Here is a 17,421-nt window from a genome sequence, read left to right on the forward strand (position 1 = left end):
CCTTTCCTGGCGTTTAGCCTGCAGCCGTCGGTGGGTGGCGCCTCGTGGGAGTCCGCGGCACAACCGCTCAGAGCGACCCGACCGCTGTTGCGTTGAGAACAGGCCGACCTCAATGCAGTGCCCGAGCCGAGTGGACCAAGGTCACAGACGCGGGGATGCTATCACTGACTTAGGGCACCCTCCGCAACTCCGCGAGAGCAAGTGCCCATCTCCGTTCGCCACTTGGCCGCGTCCTGATATGCGGGGTGTTGCCTTCCCGCGGCCGGGACGTTAACCGTTATGTGTTCGCTACATAAGGCGGATTGCGGGATATCTACGATTTGTACGGTCAAGTCCCCACCCAGAGCGTGGAACTGACGGCCCGTCGTGAGCGCGGCACACCACACGCTCACAACCCCGCACCGCTTTTTTCACAGACGAGGCTGCCCACGCCCACAGGTCATTACGCAGGGACGCCTCTCGGGTGTTCAACGGTTCCCCTCCGGCGTCCCCGCGGCCGGGGCGCCGCGCCAGGGGCGCTCGTGTTGCGGGAGGCCGAGGGCGGGCGTGGGCAGGGCGAGTTGAGAGTCCATGATCACCACTGGGTAGGATGCGGACGGAAACGGGCGGAGCCGTTCCACGTCTACCGGACGAGGCTCGCCGGATACAGGCGCTCCTCGGACAGCGTGACGACCGAGGCACGGGATCCGCCCGTCGGTCCACGGTGACTCACGTGTCGCGGTGGACACCATCCGGCTCGCGCACAGGGCGCCGGGCGTCATCCGCCCGTACCTGTTCGGGTCGTTGCCCGCTGTATTGCCGCGCTGCCGCTCATCACGGCGGTCCTGTCGTGGCGTTCGGGGGCGGGTCGGCGTCAGTGGCTCCGACTGCCCGCGTGTACGCCGGCGTTGTGGGTCACCTGTGGCTGTCGCACGCGCGTCGCGACGGGTACCCGGCGGCGATCCATCGGCGCACCACGGCCCGCGGCAGGTGCCCGTCGGCCGCGATGACGTCCTCGGGTATGCCGGAGGACCAGGCGGCCAGCGTCGCCCTGTGCAGTGCGGCGGCGCGGACGGCGAGGCCGGCCCGGTACGCGGCCGCGGAGCCGCGGGCGAGCTGAGGGGCGTCCTCGGCCAGTTGCCGGGCCGCCCGGCGGACGGCGCGGCGGGCGCGCAGCACGTCGAGGTCGCTCATGCCGCCACCGCCTTCCGCTCCGTGCCGAAGGGCGCGTCGCCCGGATCCCGGCGCAGGTCCCGGACACCGGACTCCAGGGCCGGCCGTGCGACACGCCGCTCCAGCCCGCGCGGCGGGCCGGCCGGCGAGACGGCGGCCCGCAGGGCCGTGGTCCCACCGCTGTCACGCCGCACCCGCGGCCCGGTCGCGGCCAGCCCGCGGCCGGTGCCACGAGCACCGCCGCCCTCATGCGGGATGACGCCGCCGAGGAAGCCGATGCCGGAGACGGCGCGGGAGGCGATCAGGGTGGGGCCGCCGGAGTCGCAGTCGACGCCGGCCGCCGGCCGGAGAGCGACATCGAACGTGGTCGGGTTCGCCATGGAACCTCCCCTCGCCCCGTGGGAGCGGGGCAGGACGAGGGCACGGCAGCCGCCGGCGGCGCGGGGCCGCGGGCTACCGGATGCCCGAGGAGCTGGGGGACACGGGAACGCGGGGCCGGGGATGGCCCGGACTACTACTGGAGTCCATGTCTCTCACCTCCTCGGTGCCGACGGCGGACCTCCACCATACTTGCACGGCAACGCAATTACATACCCGGATGGCCGTCAGTCGACCGGCCACGTATGGCCCGGGGCGTTGAGGTGCATGTAGTCGACGTACTGCTGCGTCATACGCCGCAGCGCCTCGTGCCGGCCGCAGTGGGTGGTGGCGTCGATGTGGTGGAACATCTCCTTCTGCCAGATCGCACCGTTGCGGCCGGTGACGCACCGCTGCTCGATGATGCCGAGCAGCGGCTCGCGCCAGGCGTCGTCCATGCCGGACTGCTCCAGCCCCCGGTGGGCCAGCGGCAGCAGCCGCCGCAGCACGAGTTCGGGCACCGGCACCTCACCCATCCCGGGCCAGTACAGCCGTGCCTCCATGCCGTGCCGCGCCGCCGTGTGCAGGTTCTCCTCGGCGGCCGAGAAGGACATGCGCGACCACACCGGCCGGTCCTCCTCCACCAGGGCGCGGGTGAGCCCGTAGTAGAAGGCGCCGTTGGCGAGCGTGTCGGCGACGGTCGGGCCGGCGGGCAGCACCCGGTTCTCCACCCGCACGTGCGGCTTGTCGCGGTCGATGGCGTAGACGGGGCGGTTCCAGCGGTAGATGGTGCCGTTGTGCAGGGTGAGCTCGGCCAGCTCCGGGATGTCGCCGCGGTCCAGTGTCTCCGCGGGGTCCTGCTCGTCGCACAGCGGCAGCAGCGCCGGGAAGTAGCGCAGGTTCTCCTCGAAGAGGTCGAAGACGCTGTTGATCCACCGCTCGCCGAACCACACCCGGGGCCGTACCCCCTGCACCTTGATCTCCTCCGGGCGGGTGTCGGTGGCCTGCTCGAACAGCGGGATACGGGTCTCGTGCCACAGCTCCTTGCCGAACAGGAACGGCGAATTGGCCGCCAGCGCGACCTGGACCCCGGCGATCGCCTGCGCCGCGTTCCAGTAGCCGGCGAACTCCTCCGGGGAGACCTGAAGGTGGAACTGGGTACTGGTGCACGCGGCCTCGGGAGTGATCGTGTCGGCGTAGGTCCGCAGCCGGTCCACGCCGTCCACCTCGATGTGCAGGTCCTCGCCCCGGGCCGCGAAGACCTGGTCGTTGAGCAGCCGGTAGCGCGGGTTCTCCGACAGTGCCGCCTCGCCGACGTCCTCCTGCCGCAGCGTGGGCAGGATGCCGATCATGATCAGATGCGCGCCCACCGAACCGGCACGCTCCTCCGCGTGGTTCAGCGCGGCGCGGATCTCGGACTCCCAGGCGTCCGGGCCGCCCTCGGTCAGCCGGCGGGGCGGGATGTTGATCTCGAGGTTGAACCGGCCCAGCTCCGTCGCCCAGGCGGGGTCCGCGATCGCCGCCAGCACGTCGCTGTTGCGCATCGCTGGCTCCGCCCCGTCGTCGCCCAGGTTCAGCTCGATCTCCAGCCCCACCTGGGGCCGCTCGGACTCGAACCGTGACTCACGCAGCATCTGCGCGAACGCGTCGAGGCACTGCTGCATCTTGATCCGGTACCGGCGGCGGTCCTCGCGGGTGAAGACCAGCGCCGGGACGTCACGTCCCATCGGCCCTCCCGGAACCCCCTCCTCGGACACCTCACCTCCCCAGCGTCGCACCACCCGGCGACGCTGACCAGGCGAGGGCGGGAGGGCCCACGCCGCACCGGGCGGGGCCCCTCGCGGCCGCTCCGGGCGCTCACCGCGACCGTGCGAGCCGTTCCAACCGGGCGTGGACGTGATCCACGTGGTGCTCGGACTCCGGCTTCATCAGGACGCTGCGCAGGACGCGGGCGCCGTCGGTGTCCGCCGTGACCTTCGGGTGGCGGGCCGTGAACGCCTCGCGGCCGGCCCTCAGCGTGCTGAGGAACACGGGATCGGGGCCGGTCATGCCGTCGTCGAGGATGCGCGCGGAGGCGGCGTCGACGGCGCTCAGCGTGGTGGGCTCCACCGCCGGGAAGTAGGTGACGATGTCCAACTCGGGCCGCTGGTACAGCTCCAGGATCTCGGAGGTGTCGATCAGGTCCGCCCACCTCAGCGCGGCCCGGCGGCCGGCCGCGAGGACGCCGCCCAGACCGTCGGGCGTGGGCGGGAGAAGCCGGAACGTGAGCCACAGGGCGGCCGCCGAGGCGCCGGCGCGCGAGCACTCCAGGCTGATCTCGCCGAGGTGCAGTTCGGCGGAGGTGAAGTAGGTGTACGGGGAGTCGTGCAGGTAGAAGCGGCCCACCTCCGGGTCGCGGAAGAGGACGGCACCGCAGCCGTAGGGCTGAAGTCCGTGCTTGTGCGGGTCGACGACGACCGAGTCGCACCCGGCGATCGCCCGCCACGGCTCGGGCGGCAGCCCCGCGTCACCGCCGGCGCCTGCGAGCAGGGTGAAGAAGCCGCCGTACGCGGCGTCCACGTGGACGCGGGCGCCGTGGCGCCGCGCGAGGGGTACGGCGTCGTGGATCGGGTCGACGGCCCCGAGCCCCGTGGTGCCCGCGGTGACGACCACCGTGCCCACCCGGCCGGTCCGCAGCAGGTCCTCCAGCGCGCCGAGGTCCATACGGCCCCGGTCGTCGGTGGGGACAGGGTGGCCCTCCACGCCCAGGACGCGGCACATGCGGCCGTGGGTGTAGTGGGCGTCCTCGCTGTAGGCGACGCCCCGCCCGGGGTGGAGTTCCCGGGCGACGTAGAGGGCTTCGAGGTTGGCGATCGTGCCGCTGGTGGTGAGGTGGCCGAGGTGGGTGTCGTAGCCGAACATCGCGGCGAGTTGCGCGACGGCCTCCCGTTCCATGCGGGCGGTGGCCGGACCGCCGTCCAGGGCGTGGTTGTTGGGGTTGATCAGCATGGCGGTGAGGTAGCCGGCCACGGCCGCGGGGTGCGGCGGCTTGAGCATCTGGCCCACGTAGGACGGGTGGAAGAAGGGGTAGTTGTCCTTCAGTCGGCCGGTGAACTCCTCGAAGGCGGCGGCGAACCGGTCGTCGTCGACCTGGAGCGACGGGTGCGGCTGGTAGGGGGCGAAGGTGTCGGCCCACTCCTGTATCGCCTGGGTGGCTCGGCCGAGCCAATGCTGCAGGTCCACTGCTCTCCCTCTCTCCGGCTCTCGTGCGGACCCGGCCACCATAGAACTTCGTTGACTGCTCAGCAATTGATTGCTCAGTAATTGAGGTGTCGGTAGGTGATTCGGCAGTAAACTGGGCGGGACGGACCCGCGCAGGGCCGAAGCGGGAGAGGACGTCTGGCAGGTGAATGACACGACCCGGCAGGACGACGAGGCCGCCCGTGCCGCGAACAGTCCGCTCGTGCACGACTTCGGCCTGCTGATCAAGGCCGCCACCCGCCTGGAGCAGCGGATCGACACCGCTCTGCGCCATGAGTGCGGGATCGGCCACACGATGTTCGAGGTCCTCATACGGCTCTGCCGGCAGCCGGACGAGGAGGTCTCGCAGCGTGTGCTCGCCACCGACCTCACCCTCACCAGCAGCGGCATCACCCGCCTGGTGGACCGCATGGAGGAGGCCGGCCTGGTCCGGCGCGTGCCGTCCCCCGAGGACCGCAGAAGCGTCCTGGTGGAGCCGACCGCACAGGGCCGTGCCGTCTTCCTCCGGGCCGCGGTCGTGCACGCGGACGTCGTCGAGCGTTACTTCGTCGCACCGGTGGCGGGCGACGACTACGCCCGGCTGACCGGCTCGCTGCGGGAGATCCACCAAGCGCTGCGCGAGGGCGCCGACTGAGAGGCCCCGCCCCGGATCCATCGGTATCGGTGTCGGTATCGGTGCCGGTCCTGCCGCGCCGCCGCCGGTTCTTTCGGCCTTTCGACTTCCGGTCTTCCGGCCTACGGGCCTACCGGCCTACGGGCCTACCGGCCTACCGGCCTACCGGTCTACCGTTCTTCCGGCCTACCGGTCTTACGTGCGCCGGAGTCGGCGCACGGCGCCCTCCGGTGGGCGCTCGCGCAGCGCGCCGTAGGCGAGGAAGTACGCGGGCAGCCGCCGGACCGGCCGGGATCCGGTGAGCAGGCCGGCGGTGCGCCGGGCCCGGGCGGCGCTGCCGAGGGGTTGCCGCCCCCGCAGGACGGGCGCGATGAATCCGGCGTGGGCGGCCCGTTGCAGCCCCTGCGTCACGATGGTGGTGGGACGGCGGCGGCGCTGCACGGCGCGTACGTCGCGCAGGCCCACGGTCCCTCGGCGCAGTGGCTCGACCAAGTGCCGGGCGGCGGCGACGGCGTCCTCCACGGCGAGGTTGATGCCGATGCCGAAGACCGGGGACATCGCGTGCGCGGCGTCGCCGATGCACAGCAGTCCCGGCCGGTGCCAGCGGCGCAGCCGGTCCAGCCGCACGTCCAGGAGCTTGACCTCGTCCCAGGAGCGCAGGGTGTGCGTGCGGTCCGCGACCCAGGGCACGGCGGTGGCGAAATCGGCCAGGAAGCGGTCGAGGCCGGCGGCGCGGCGCTCGGCGTCGGTGCCCTTGGGGATGAGCGCGGCGCACTGCCAGTACGACCCGCGGTCGATCATCGCGGTCAGGAAGCGGTCGCCCGCGCCGCCGACCAGTCCGCTCGGGTCGCCCTCGTGCCGCGGCAGCCGGAACCACCAGGCGTCCATCGGGCAGTCGAAACGGCGCAGCCCCAGTTCCGGCCGCGAGCGGGCCAGTGAACCGCGGCCGTCGCAGGCGACCGTGAGGACCGCGCGCAGTTCACCGGTGCGGCCGTCGGAGGTGCGGTAGCGCACCCCGGTGACCCGTCCGCGCTCGATCAGGAAGGAGGTCGCCTCGGTGTTCATGCGCACGTCGAAGGACGGCTCGCGCCGGGCCTCGTCCACGAGGAGGTCGAGCAGGTCCCACTGGGGCACCATCGCGACGTAGTTGTACGGGCCGGGAAGCGCGGTGAGGTCCGCGACCGTCACCATCGACCGGCCGGGTCCGGCGGGCAGTTGGACGGTGCGCACCCGGCGCTGGGGCAGCCGCGCGAAGCGCTCGGCCAGCCCCAGGTCGTCCAGCAACGCCAAGGTCGAGGGGTGCACGGTGTCGCCGCGGAAGTCGCGCAGGAAGTCGCCGTGCTGTTCCAGCACGGTCACGCGTACGCCCGACCGGGCCAGCAGCAGGGCGAACACCATGCCCGCGGGACCGCCCCCCACCACACAACACGTGGTCCGCTCCATCACGGCCCTGCCTCTCAGGAGAGCAGTAATTCATCGGATGATGAAAATTATACTCCCCGAGGGACGTGGCGGGCGGACCCTCTGAGCGGTCCGGAACCACGGTCCGGAAGCGCGTCCCGAAGCCAAAGCGCGATCCGAAACCGTGGCCCGGTGGCGGGTCCGCCGTGCCCGGCGGGCGCGGGTGTCGCCCGTGCCCGCCGGGAGGCCGGTCCATGGCGCGGGCCGGTGCCGATCCGTGCCGGTCAGCGCAGGTCAGTGCAGGTCAGCGCAGCTCAGAAGGAGACGCTGACATTCGCCTGGCGGTACTGGCCGACGGTGCCGAGGACCTGTTCGCCGGTGGCGGCGACCTGGCCCAGCAGGTCCGCGTCGCAGACCGCCGTGGGGCCGACGGCGATGCCGGCGTGCGGGCTCAGACCGCCGGAGATGTCGTCGAGCGCGGCCTCGGAGATCTCGGCCGTCCGGATCCGGGGAGCGGTGTTCATGAAACTTCCCTTCGTACGGATGTCCGCCGACGGGGGCCGACCCGCTGGGGGCAGTGTGCGGGTCGCGACTGGATCACCCCCGCGACGCGAAGGATCCAAGCACGGAGCCGGCCGGGGTCTCCACTCAACCTGTGCGCCCCGTCAAGAGGGTTGACCGCACCGGTGACCTATCTGTGCAGGCGTGCCCACGACTTCGGGGATGCTTCGGCACACGCCGTACGGCATTCGGGTGCCGATTCCGTCCCCGCCGTTGTTCCGAACGCGTGACGCGCGTGCGGCGGTGCGCGACCGTCGCGTCTTTGTGTGGTTTTATGATTCCTTGTGTCCTCTTTGCGTATTCAGTGCGCGGGTTTACCAAAGACGGATGGATGTTCGACGCTGAAGACGGGCTGTCACCGATCGGCTGTGGGCCATACGGATGGCCGGAACGGGCCGCAGACCCCCGCATGGCTTCGTTCGGCCCACGGGCGGCCCGCGGACGGCTCCGGAGAGCGGGAGATCGACCCGGACAACGGGATGGGGCCCTTCCCGACCCAAGCGAGGGGCAGCCGCGGCCAAGGACGCTCCTCGTTCCCTCGTGCGGCGGTATGGAGAGGGCGTCAGTAGCCCGGATGCGACGCTCAGGTGGTGGGGCGTCAGATTTCCGCTGAAGGTGATCACGTCGCGGCTGCGATTCCCGATTGAGTGGGCGTTGGGCCGGCTCTCGCAGTCGTGACGGAAGGAACACCCATGCGTATCACCCGTACTCTGTTCACCTCCGCGGCCCTGGCCGCGGCTGTGGCGTTCTCCGTCCCTGCTGCGAGCGCGGTGACCCTGACCGCGCTCCCCTCCTCGCAGCAGCAGGCCGCCAAGGCCGACAACTCCGGCGGCGAGGACTCCGACGACAACGACAGCGACGAGGGCCAGAAGGGCGAGGACCGCGGCGACGACGAAGGCCGCGACTACGGCGACAAGGGCGGCGAGGGCCGCGACAACGGCGGCGAGGAGCGTGGCGAGGGTCGCGACAAGGGCCGTGGCGAGGATCGCGGCGAAGGCCGTGGTGAGGGCCGTGAGGGCCGGCCGCAGGGTGGCGTGCAGGCCGGTGGCGGAGCCCTTGCCATGTTGAAGGCCGAGGGCGACCGCGGTGGTCGTGACGAGGACGAGCGCGGCGACGGTGACGAGGGTCGCAAGGGCCGTGAGAAGGGCGACAAGGGCCGTGGCGAGGGTCGCGGCGAAGGCCGTGGTGAGGGCCGTGAGGGCCGTGAGGGCCGGCCGCAGGGTGGCGTGCAGGCCGGTGGCGGAGCCCTTGCCATGTTGAAGGCCGAGGGCGACCGCGGTGGTCGTGACGAGGACGAGCGCGGCGACAGTGACGAGGGTCACGAGGGCCGTGACAACGGCGGCGAGGACCGTGGCGAGGGTCGCGGCGAAGGCCGTGGTGAGGGCCGTGAGGGCCGGCTGCAGGGTGGCGTGCAGGCCGGCGGTGGCGGGCTGGCTCAGTCCTCCAACACCCTGGGCCTCGGGGCGGGGGCCGCGCTGCTGCTCGGCGGCCTGGGCGCTGGTGCGTACATGCTCCGCCGCCGTCAGGCGTCGGACCCCTCCGCGGTCTGATCGGGCCGCTCTTGTTTGTCGCTGGGCTGCCACGGTCCGCGTCACCTCCCCAGGGGGGCAGCGCGGGCCGCGGCAGCGGCGGCCGGCCCCAACCGTCGCCCGCGGCCAGTACCACCTCTTGACGAAAGGCACCGTCCATGGCTTCTCAGCAGCCGCCCCAGACGGAGCAGAGCGGGATCAAGCCCGCCAGGCGTCGTTTCCGGCTCCGCCTGCTGTGGCCCGCGGCAGCGGTCGGGCTGGGCATCGCCCTCATTCACAACTCCCTGGTCGCCGCGCCCGTGGCGCACCCCACGCACACGAACCGTCCGGCGGCGGTCACCTCCCTGGCCCCCATGTCGCCGGAGCCGAGCGTCGACACCGGCACCAGGACCGGCTCGACGACCGGCACCAGGACCGGCTCGACGACCGACCCCAGGACTGGCTCGACGATCGACCCCAGGGCCGGCTCGACGACCGATCCCAGGGCCGGCTCGACGACCGACCCCGGAACCCACACCAGGACCGGCATCAAGTCCGGCGCCAAAGCCGGCAAGTCGTTGCCCCGCTCGGAACCGACGCGGATCTCGATCCCGAAGATCGGGGTGGACGCGCCGTTCACCAAACTGTCCGTCAACGCCTCGGGACAACTGAACCCGCCGCCGGCCAACAACACCAACCTGGTCGGATGGTTCAAGGGCGGGCCGTCGCCCGGCGAGCGCGGAGCCTCGGTCGTCGTCGGTCATCTGGACACGAAGACCGGTCCCGCGGTCTTCGCCGAGCTGGACTCGCTCGAACCCGGAGCCGTCGTGAACATCACCCGCGCGGACGGCACCGTCGCCCGCTTCAAGGTCGACTCCATCGACGCCTTCAGCAAGGCGCACTTCCCCGACGACAGGGTCTACGCGGACACCGCGACTCCCCAGTTGCGGCTGATCACCTGCGGCGGGAAGTTCGACCGCGCCAAGGGGGGCTACCAGGAGAACGTGGTCGTGTTCGCCCACCTCGACTCGGGCTCACGACGCTGACGGACCGGGAAGGGTGCGTACCCGTGCGTGTCGCACCCACCCCGGCCTGCATGGCTCGCCGCCCGGCGCCCCAGCGGAGACAATGGACTGCCGGGAGCGGTGAGGGGGTTGCGATGCCCGCATGGCACCTGCGCGACTATCGCGACGACGATCTTGACCAGGCGATCCTGATCTGGGAGGAGAGCCGGCAGGCCGACGAGGATCCGGTCTTCCCGGTCTCGGAGGTGATGGCCGAGGCCCGGGCCGGACAGAACGCCGTGGTCGCCGTCGTGGGTGACGAACTGGTGGGCATGGCCGCGGCACGGGCGAGCGGCCAGCGAGGATGGGTCCTCCTGGTGGCGCTCGCCGCCCGGTGGCGCCGGCGCGGCATCGGCAGCGCCCTCCTCACCGAACTGGAACGGCGTCTGAGGGCACTGGGCGTGCGTCGCATCAGCGCCCTGCTGCCCCCCGGCGCCGCCGGAACCACGGCCCTGGAACACTGCGGCTACCGCTTCCGGGACGACCTGGTCTACTACGAGAAACTCGAACCGCAGGGACCCTCCGACGCCGGCGCCCTCACGGAACTGGGTGGTCGCATGCTTCCCGAGGGTCTCTGGGACGCCATGGCCGGCATGGAACGGGAGAAGCAGGTCGTCGAACGGCGTGTCGTGCTCCCCCTGGCGGAGCCGGCGCTCGCCGACCGTTACGGCGTCGCCCCGCCGAAAGGGGTCATCCTCTTCGGCCCGCCCGGCACCGGGAAGACCAGTTTCGCCAAGGCGGTGGCCTCACGGCTCGGCTGGCCGTTCGTGGAACTCTTCCCGTCCCGGCTCGCCGCCGACACGAGCGAGGGACTGGCGACGGCGCTTCGGGTGGTGTTCGCCGATCTGGCGGAACTGGACACGGTGCTGCTCTTCATCGACGAGGTCGAGGAGATCGCCGGTGTGCGATCCGGCATGGCGGTGGACCCTGGGCACGGGGTGACCAACGAACTGCTGAAGCTCATACCGGGCTTCCGCGAGCACGACTCCCGGCTGCTCGCCTGCGCCACGAACTCGGTGCGCTCCCTCGATCCGGCGTTCCTGCGGCCGGGCCGGTTCGACTACGTCATCCCGATCGGACCCCCCGACGCGACGGCCCGCTCGGCGATCTGGGACCGCTACCTCCGGGCCACCGACTCGGTGGACGTGGCACAACTGGTCGCCGCCAGCGAGCTGTTCACCCCCGCCGACATCGAGTTCGCCGCCCGCAAGGGCGCGCAGGCGGCGTTCGAACGCGAGGTCGCGCATCGACAGGGCCGTCCGGCCACCACCGAGGACTACCTCGACGCCATCGCCGACACCCGGCCCACGCTCACCGCGCAGGCGATCGAGGAGTTCACCGAGGACATCGAGACGTACAGTCGCCTCTGAGACGGGCGACGATGCCGGGCCGACGTCGACGACGGAGCCGACGTGCCGGCGGCGACGCCGCGGTCGGGTGGGAGGCAGGTGTGGCGAGGTCACGCAACAGGTCGGCGCGGCGCCGGAGAGCGCGGCGCCGCAGGGCCGCGGCCGGTCGCGCGAGCACGTACCGCGTGCCCGGCGCCCCGGGGGGCGCCGGATGGGGCATCGGCGCGGACCGGCAGCGGACCCTGCGGAAACTGGCCGATCGAGCGGACGCGTCCGCGAACGCCCCGCTCCGGCGGCTCGTGTGGTGGTGCGGGTCCGCCGTGTTCCTGACCGGCGTCGTGCTGCTGGGCACGGTGGCCGCCTCCGCGGTGGGATGGGCGGGCACCCCGGGCATGTTCACGGCCCGCGAGTGCCATCGCGAGGAGAGCGGCAGGGGAGGCAAGAGCGTGGCCTGCTCCGGGTCGTTCGTCGCCGAGGACGGAAGCCTCGTCGACACGGCCGCGGTCCTGCACTGGGCGGAGGGCGAGGCGGGAGGACGGATCCGGGTCCGCGCCCTGATCCTCGGCGGCTACCAGAGGGAGAGCGCGCTCGACGCGGCACTGGTCGCCGTCCTCATCGCGCTCCTCGCCACCCCGGCGATCGGCTGCGCGTTCGCCGGCCTGTCCCGCCACAGCCAGGACCGCCTCGCCGCCCGGCTGCCCGGCCGGGCCTTCAAGTCCTATGTGCGATGGAGGTCCTGACGGCGCGGGACCGCCGTCCCGGCGGACGACCAACCGGGCATCCCGGGTCTATCCTGGCGCTGTCGCTGCGCGGGCGCGTCTTCGGGGGGACAGGATGGCCCACACCAATCGAGTACGTCCTGACACCTCGACCCCGGCCGCGCCCGGGGACACCGCGAACACCGCACAGCGGATCAAGGCCGCACTGGTCTCTCTCGGCCCGTTCAGCGCGGCTCTCGTCGCCTACAAGGCCGTCCTCGACTACGTACTGCCCGAGGACTGGTTCAGCGTCGCCGTTCTCCGCTATCTGTTCGCCGGTCTGTGCGCCCTGTGCATCGGCCTCGCGCTGCGCCTGGCCGGGCAGCGGTACGCCGGTGAGGCCTCCGCGCCCGCACCCGCCCCGCCGCCACCGGGGTCCGCGGCGCCGTCCGTCAGGCGTGTGGTCGACGACTCGGCCCACGGTGTGCTCGCCGAGTTCCGCGAGGTGCGCCACCGGGGTGCCGATCTGGCCGGCTGGTCGCAGTACCTGAACGACCATCACGTGCCGCCCACGGCGGTCGGCAGCTCGTACGGTCTGCGGATGATCACGGCGTTCGACATACGCGACCCCCGCATCAGCCGGCGGCGCGTGATCGACTCCCTGCTCGCCCTGCAGAAGCCGGGCGGGGGATGGGCCGCCAGCACCCAGCGCGACCGGGGCAGACCCGAGATCACCGCGTGGGTTCTGGCCGCCATGTTCCGCGGCGGCCTGGACAACGGGACCAAGGCCGAACTCGTCAACCTCCTCGAGCGGATGCTGGATCCGCAGGAGGATCCCGTCGGAATGAACCGTACGACCGTGCTCACGGTCGCGATCTCCACACTGGCGGAGGTGGCTCCGGCGTCACCGAAACTCCCGTGGCTGGCCCGCCGGCTGCTCGACGGGGCCCAACGGGAGGACGACGAGGCGGCCCCTGTCGCCCACTGGGGTGAAAACCTGCACAGTGCGGCGAAGTCCGCCGCCCACACGGCCCGTGCCGCGCTCGCCCTCCACCGAGCCGCGGGCGTCCTCGCCGACGGGGCGGTGTACAGGAACGCGGCCCGCTCCGGGGTCCGCTGGCTGTGCGCCGCGGACCTCGACGTGCGGACCACGGACGAGCAGCTCCGCCGCCCCGTCGACGACGGCACGGTGGACGCGCTGCTCATCGGACACTTCACCGCGGCCTGGGTCGCGAGGGCCCTGATGCTTCCCGGAACTCCCGGCTGCGAGGAGAAACTGAGGGGAGCCGTGGCCGACATCCTCAAGAACTACAAGGACGGCGCCTGGCGATGGCACGACGACACGAGACCGATCTGGATGACCTATCAGGGCACGAGCACCCTGAGGGACTTCGCGTTGAGGACGACGGCATGCCCGTAGCCCCGAGGCCCGACCACACGCTGACGGTCGCCAGCTGGAATCTGCACGAGGGCGTTCCGGCGTCGGGAGGAACGCATCCGTGCTCCGCCGGCGTCGTGGAGGAGGTCGTCCGTTTCCTCACGCACCGGCGCGTCGACATCGTCGCCTTCCAGGAGGTCGGATTCGACGACCGCGGGACGTCGGAACTCCTCGACCACATCACGAGGAGGACGGCGCTGCGGCACACCGCGGTCCTTCCGCTGCACGAATCGTCCTTCTTCCCGGGCCGGCTCAGCGGGGTGGCGGTGGCCGGGCGGTTCCCGTTGAGCCGGTACCGGCAGCACCGGCTGCCCAACCCCGGTCTGCGCACGACGATCGGGGGACAGGAGATCCACAGCCACGACAAGGGTCTGGTGACGGCCACCTTCCCCCTGGGGGAAACGGAGGTCGACGTGACCTCACTGCACGTCCTGCCCTTCTACCTGTTCCGCCGGGAGCCCGACGAGGCGGAGTTCAAGGAGGTCTGGGACTCGCTGGCCGGGGAGCTCGGCCGCCATGCGAACAGCCGCCTCACGCTGGTCTGCGGGGACTTCAACACACCGGCACGCCGACTGGTCCTCGGCGCGGGCACCCTTCCGCTCGCCAGCTCGATCGACGGCCGGCCCACCTACAAGGACAGGTCCGTGGACGACATCCTCTACGGCCCCGGCATCGCCGTGAACCGTACCGAGGTCGTCGACAACTTCTCCGACCACAGGGCGTGCGTCGCGCAGTTCCGTCTGCCCACCGGTCCCGGCCGATGAACGACACTCATCCACTGCGAGCATCCACGAGGCAGGCATGGGAACAGCCCACATCACGGCAGCCCGGCGGACCCTGGCCGAAGCGGTGGGACGCGATATGCCCGAGGACCGGCTGCTGGACGCCGCCCGAGCGGCCGTCGCCGAACTGGCCCGTCCCGGAAGGCTGGTGGAGCTGGTCACGGAACTCGCCTCGGGAGCGGGCGACCCGGCGGCCCACGCGCGCTACTCGTACCGACACGTCCTCGGCTTCCGTAAACTGCTGCTGATCGACGGGGGCCACCGGCACAGGCTGCGCGCCCACCTGTGGCAGCCGGAGGTGGAGGGCACCGGCCCGGAGGACATCCACAACCACCGTTCACCGCTCGCGTCCTGCGTGGTCCGGGGACGGCTCGGCATGGAGCTGTACGAGCCGTCCCCCGACGGCGGCATCACCGCGACCCGGTACCGCGAATCACTGTCGGAACACGACGCGCACTGGCAGCTCACCGCCCTGGGACCGGCGCGGCTGCGGTCGCTCCACACCGCCCGGTACACCGCGGGCTCCTCCTACGCCCTGCCCGCGCACACCCTGCACCGCGCATGGTGCGACACGAGCGAGCCGACCGTGACGCTGTTCCTGGAGACGGGCGGCGGACGCAGCCCGCACACCGATGTGTTCACCCGGTCGGACGCGCGACCCGGAGCCGTCGAGAAGGAGCCCCTGAGCGAGGACGACTACCTGTCCGAACTCTCCATGCTGGCCAGGGCACTCGGGGCCGGCGCCCGGGCCGCCTGAGGCCATGCCGTCCCACGGCTCCGCCGCCGCGGTCCCTTCGCCGCGGGTGGTCACGACGGGTCGCCGGTCGGCAGTTCCAGGAGGAGTTCGTAGCCCCCGTCGGCCGTGGGCCCGGAGGTGACGGTGCCGCCGAGGAGTTCGGCGCGCTGGCGCAGGCCCGCCAGGCCGTGGCGGGCGCTGGGCAGTGGCAGGGCGGGCCGGGTGGGGGCGGTGTTGGCGACCGTGGCGCGCAGGGTGCCGCCGCCGTGCTGGACACGGACGGTCGCCCTGGCACCGGGCGCGTGTTTGCGGATGTTGGTCAGGGCCTCCTGCACGGTGCGGTAGACGGCGCGCTGAACCGGGGGAGGAAGGTCCTCGGGCAGGTCCGTCTTCAGTTCCGCCTCGATGCCGCTGCCGTCCACCAGCCGCCGCAGGTCGGCGAGGGACGGCTGGGGGGTCAGCTCGGTGGGGCGGCTGCCGGAGGCGCGCAGGACGCTGACCATGTGCCGCAGCTCGTCGAGGGTCTCCACACTGAGCCGCCGGATGGTCGCCGCGGCTTTCCGCGTCCCGGTGTCGGGTCCGGCCACCTGGAGCGCGCCGGCCTGGACGGCGATCAGGCTGACCTGGTGGGACACCACATCGTGCATCTCCCGGGCGAGCTGCGCGCGTTCCTTCGCCAGGACGCTCTGAGCGGTCAGCAGCCGTTCGTACGCGCGGGCCTCGGAGATCTCGGCGAGCCGGAGGGACAGATCGCGGCGGGCCTGCACCAGCTGGCCCAGGAAGACGGGCGCGGCCGCGGTGGCCAGCGTGTAGCTGAGGTGGAACAGGCTGCCGGTGCGGGTGAGTTCGGCGGCCTTCAGGGACGACCAGGGCCAGGGCAGGAAGTCGGTGGTCGCGTCGGCCCGGCCGCCGTCGACGGCCGCCACGACCTCGATGTCGTCCGCCGTGTTGAGGATGTGCGTGAAGCCCCCGCGGACCAGGGCCTCGTCGTCGACCACCACCACCCGGATCACGTGCGCTCCGCTCGTCGCAGCCCGTCGCTCGATCTGTATCACGGGGGGTGTCCGTCCGCTCGCGGACCGCAGGCGCCTCCTGCCGGCCGGCGGCCGCGGCTCCCGTCGACCGGCCGGGCGGCTCCGGCCGGTCGGCCGGGTGTCTCCGGAAAGGAGACATGTACGTCGTGCCAGGAATTTGACAGAGTCTGATGACATGACGCAGAACGCATCGTCGGCCGTGCCGTCCCAGGCGCCGTCCGGGCCGGGGACCGAGCCCACCGCCACCCACGCCGGGCCCCCGTCGACGGGACGGCTGATCGGCATCGACCTGGCCCGCGGACTCGCGGTCTTCGGCATGTACTCCGCCCATGTCGGCCCCGACGTGACCGTGGGCGGACCGGTGGGGTTCCTGCTGGAGGCGGCACGGGGCCGGTCGTCCGCGCTCTTCGCGCTGCTGGCCGGCTTCTCGCTGATCATCCTGACCGGCCGGCCGCGCCCCCGGACCGGGCGGGCCGGCCGTCAGGCGATGGCCAGGATCATGATCCGCTCCGCTGTCCTCGTCCCGCTCGGCTACGCCCTGACCGCCCTCGACACCGGCGTCGAGGTGATCCTCAGCTTCTACGGACTGCTCTTCCTGGCCGTCCTGCCGCTGTACCGGCTGCGGGCCGGGGCGCTGGCGCTCATCGCCGCCGCCGGTGCGCTCGTCCTGCCGCAGATCCTCTACGTGGTGCGGAGGTCGATCGAGGAGGGGCACTGGGCGGACGCGGTCGTCGCCCGGGACCCGCTGGCCCGGATCACCGGCACGGGCGGCGTCATCGAACTGCTGTTCACCGGGGGGTATCCGGTCCTCGCCTGGGTGCCGTACGTGATCGCGGGCATGGCGGTGGCCCGGCTCGACCTCACCCGGACCGGCGTCCGGTCCCGGCTGGCCGCCGCGGGCGGCGCCCTCGTCCTGCTCGGCTACGGCGGCTCCTGGCTGGCCCTGCGCCTGGTCCCGCGCGCCCTGTCGGCCGTCTCGGCCGCCACGGACGGCGGCGCGGCGAACTCGGCGTGGTGGTCCGACCGGGTCGGCGACACCGGGCACCACATCCCGCCCGCCTGGCTGCTGGTGGCCGCACCGCACAGTGAGACGACGTTCTCCGTCCTCGGCAACACGGGCGTGGCCCTGGCCGTGATGGCCGCGTGCCTGACCGTCGCCGACCGGCTGCCACGGCTCACGCGCGCGGCCAGGCCCGTCGCCGCGGTCGGCATGACCGCGCTGACCGTGTACGTCCTGCACATCGTCGCCCTGTGGCTGCTCTCCGACGTCTGGCACGTGGCCGTGATCGACGACGACGGGATGTCCGCGCTTCCGGTGCTCCTCACCTTCATCGCCGCCGCCGTGCTGCTGGCCACGGCATGGACCAGGCTGTTCCGGCGCGGCCCCCTGGAGTCCCTGCTCCACCTGGCCACCGGCCCGGCCCGGCACGTCCCGTAGACGGGCCTGCCGAGCCACCGGTGGTGAACACACCGGTGGCTCGGCAGGCC

16 protein-coding genes are annotated in these 17,421 nt (G+C 72.2%); 9 read left to right on the forward strand and 7 right to left on the reverse strand.

The annotated features are described in order from the left end of the window. Window positions 1–894: 894 nt before the first annotated feature. The 4 genes from TNCT6_RS36330 to TNCT6_RS36345 all read right to left on the reverse strand — a co-directional run bounded on the left by TNCT6_RS36330 (window position 895) and on the right by TNCT6_RS36345 (window position 4,731). Entirely contained in the window at window positions 895–1,173 is a 279-nt protein-coding gene (locus tag TNCT6_RS36330) for a hypothetical protein (protein WP_141367243.1), read from the reverse strand. Next, window positions 1,170–1,532 (reverse strand): hypothetical protein, encoded by a 363-nt coding sequence (locus TNCT6_RS36335; protein WP_141367245.1) that lies wholly within the window; start codon window positions 1,530–1,532, stop codon window positions 1,170–1,172. Before TNCT6_RS36335 ends, TNCT6_RS36330 begins: the two co-directional genes overlap by 4 nt. A 225-nt stretch (window positions 1,533–1,757) precedes the next feature. Then, window positions 1,758–3,236, reverse strand: a complete 1,479-nt coding sequence (locus TNCT6_RS36340) for a glutamate-cysteine ligase family protein (RefSeq protein ID WP_141367247.1) — start codon at window positions 3,234–3,236, stop codon at window positions 1,758–1,760. A 130-nt stretch (window positions 3,237–3,366) separates the two neighbouring features. After that, window positions 3,367–4,731: an aminotransferase class V-fold PLP-dependent enzyme gene (locus TNCT6_RS36345; RefSeq protein ID WP_141367249.1), complete on the reverse strand. Its 1,365-nt coding sequence runs from the start codon at window positions 4,729–4,731 to the stop codon at window positions 3,367–3,369. 163 nt (window positions 4,732–4,894) lie between these two features. Between TNCT6_RS36345 and TNCT6_RS36350 the strand changes: the two genes are divergently transcribed. Continuing rightward, window positions 4,895–5,383 carry a MarR family winged helix-turn-helix transcriptional regulator gene (locus TNCT6_RS36350; RefSeq protein ID WP_141367251.1) on the forward strand — a complete coding sequence of 163 codons (489 nt, stop codon included), beginning with the start codon at window positions 4,895–4,897 and terminating at the stop codon, window positions 5,381–5,383. A gap of 174 nt (window positions 5,384–5,557) precedes the next feature. On the opposite strand, the gene TNCT6_RS36355 is transcribed toward TNCT6_RS36350, so the two are convergent. Further along, on the reverse strand, window positions 5,558–6,805 hold the full coding sequence (locus TNCT6_RS36355; RefSeq protein WP_141367253.1) for an FAD-dependent oxidoreductase: 1,248 nt from the start codon (window positions 6,803–6,805) through the stop codon (window positions 5,558–5,560). Window positions 6,806–7,077: 272 nt separating this feature from the next. Beyond that, window positions 7,078–7,287, reverse strand: coding sequence for a hypothetical protein (locus tag TNCT6_RS36360; RefSeq protein WP_141367255.1), 210 nt, complete (start codon window positions 7,285–7,287; stop codon window positions 7,078–7,080). A 729-nt stretch (window positions 7,288–8,016) separates the two neighbouring features. Here TNCT6_RS36360 and TNCT6_RS36365 point away from each other — a divergent pair. The 7 genes from TNCT6_RS36365 to TNCT6_RS36395 all read left to right on the forward strand — a co-directional run bounded on the left by TNCT6_RS36365 (window position 8,017) and on the right by TNCT6_RS36395 (window position 14,920). Then, window positions 8,017–8,874: a hypothetical protein gene (locus TNCT6_RS36365; protein ID WP_141367257.1), complete on the forward strand. Its 858-nt coding sequence runs from the start codon at window positions 8,017–8,019 to the stop codon at window positions 8,872–8,874. A 137-nt stretch (window positions 8,875–9,011) separates the two neighbouring features. After that, window positions 9,012–9,878 carry a class F sortase gene (locus tag TNCT6_RS36370; protein WP_253266498.1) on the forward strand — a complete coding sequence of 289 codons (867 nt, stop codon included), beginning with the start codon at window positions 9,012–9,014 and terminating at the stop codon, window positions 9,876–9,878. Window positions 9,879–9,991: 113 nt separating this feature from the next. After that, a complete protein-coding gene (locus tag TNCT6_RS36375; RefSeq protein WP_141367259.1) occupies window positions 9,992–11,266 on the forward strand; it encodes an ATP-binding protein in 1,275 nt (424 codons plus the stop codon). A gap of 164 nt (window positions 11,267–11,430) precedes the next feature. Next, a complete protein-coding gene (locus TNCT6_RS36380; RefSeq protein WP_141367261.1) occupies window positions 11,431–11,985 on the forward strand; it encodes a hypothetical protein in 555 nt (184 codons plus the stop codon). 94 nt (window positions 11,986–12,079) lie between these two features. Continuing rightward, the gene (locus TNCT6_RS36385) at window positions 12,080–13,363 is read left to right on the forward strand and encodes a hypothetical protein (protein WP_141367263.1); all 1,284 of its coding nucleotides are present in this window, start codon (window positions 12,080–12,082) and stop codon (window positions 13,361–13,363) included. After that, complete coding sequence (locus TNCT6_RS36390; RefSeq protein WP_172633273.1) at window positions 13,354–14,145, forward strand: endonuclease/exonuclease/phosphatase family protein; 792 nt, start codon at window positions 13,354–13,356, stop codon at window positions 14,143–14,145. Before TNCT6_RS36385 ends, TNCT6_RS36390 begins: the two co-directional genes overlap by 10 nt. 37 nt (window positions 14,146–14,182) lie before the next feature. Beyond that, a complete protein-coding gene (locus tag TNCT6_RS36395) occupies window positions 14,183–14,920 on the forward strand; it encodes a hypothetical protein (protein WP_141367267.1) in 738 nt (245 codons plus the stop codon). Window positions 14,921–14,970: 50 nt separating this feature from the next. Here the strand turns inward: TNCT6_RS36395 and TNCT6_RS36400 are convergent, their stop codons facing one another. Then, window positions 14,971–15,855: a sensor histidine kinase gene (locus tag TNCT6_RS36400; protein WP_373996269.1), complete on the reverse strand. Its 885-nt coding sequence runs from the start codon at window positions 15,853–15,855 to the stop codon at window positions 14,971–14,973. Between the two features lie 253 nt (window positions 15,856–16,108). Here TNCT6_RS36400 and TNCT6_RS36405 point away from each other — a divergent pair, with 253 nt between their 5' ends. After that, window positions 16,109–17,371 carry a DUF418 domain-containing protein gene (locus tag TNCT6_RS36405; RefSeq protein ID WP_141367269.1) on the forward strand — a complete coding sequence of 421 codons (1,263 nt, stop codon included), beginning with the start codon at window positions 16,109–16,111 and terminating at the stop codon, window positions 17,369–17,371. The last annotated feature ends 50 nt before the right edge of the window (window positions 17,372–17,421 follow it).

This window comes from Streptomyces sp. 6-11-2 (assembly GCF_006540305.1).
In the GTDB taxonomy this organism is placed as follows: Bacteria; Actinomycetota; Actinomycetes; order Streptomycetales; family Streptomycetaceae; genus Streptomyces.

Excerpts from the sequence above, each read along its gene's own strand:
- TNCT6_RS36330 (WP_141367243.1), bottom strand. The coding sequence starts at position 1,173 with ATGAGCGACCTCGACGTGCTGCGCGCCCGCCGCGCCGTCCGCCGGGCG.
- TNCT6_RS36335 (WP_141367245.1), bottom strand. The coding sequence starts at position 1,532 with ATGGCGAACCCGACCACGTTCGATGTCGCTCTCCGGCCGGCGGCCGGC.
- TNCT6_RS36340 (WP_141367247.1), bottom strand. The coding sequence starts at position 3,236 with ATGGGACGTGACGTCCCGGCGCTGGTCTTCACCCGCGAGGACCGCCGC.
- TNCT6_RS36355 (WP_141367253.1), bottom strand. The coding sequence starts at position 6,805 with ATGGAGCGGACCACGTGTTGTGTGGTGGGGGGCGGTCCCGCGGGCATG.
- TNCT6_RS36360 (WP_141367255.1), bottom strand. The coding sequence starts at position 7,287 with ATGAACACCGCTCCCCGGATCCGGACGGCCGAGATCTCCGAGGCCGCG.
- TNCT6_RS36365 (WP_141367257.1), top strand. The coding sequence starts at position 8,017 with ATGCGTATCACCCGTACTCTGTTCACCTCCGCGGCCCTGGCCGCGGCT.
- TNCT6_RS36370 (WP_253266498.1), top strand. The coding sequence starts at position 9,012 with ATGGCTTCTCAGCAGCCGCCCCAGACGGAGCAGAGCGGGATCAAGCCC.
- TNCT6_RS36375 (WP_141367259.1), top strand. The coding sequence starts at position 9,992 with ATGCCCGCATGGCACCTGCGCGACTATCGCGACGACGATCTTGACCAG.
- TNCT6_RS36385 (WP_141367263.1), top strand. The coding sequence starts at position 12,080 with ATGGCCCACACCAATCGAGTACGTCCTGACACCTCGACCCCGGCCGCG.
- TNCT6_RS36390 (WP_172633273.1), top strand. The coding sequence starts at position 13,354 with ATGCCCGTAGCCCCGAGGCCCGACCACACGCTGACGGTCGCCAGCTGG.
- TNCT6_RS36395 (WP_141367267.1), top strand. The coding sequence starts at position 14,183 with ATGGGAACAGCCCACATCACGGCAGCCCGGCGGACCCTGGCCGAAGCG.
- TNCT6_RS36405 (WP_141367269.1), top strand. The coding sequence starts at position 16,109 with ATGACGCAGAACGCATCGTCGGCCGTGCCGTCCCAGGCGCCGTCCGGG.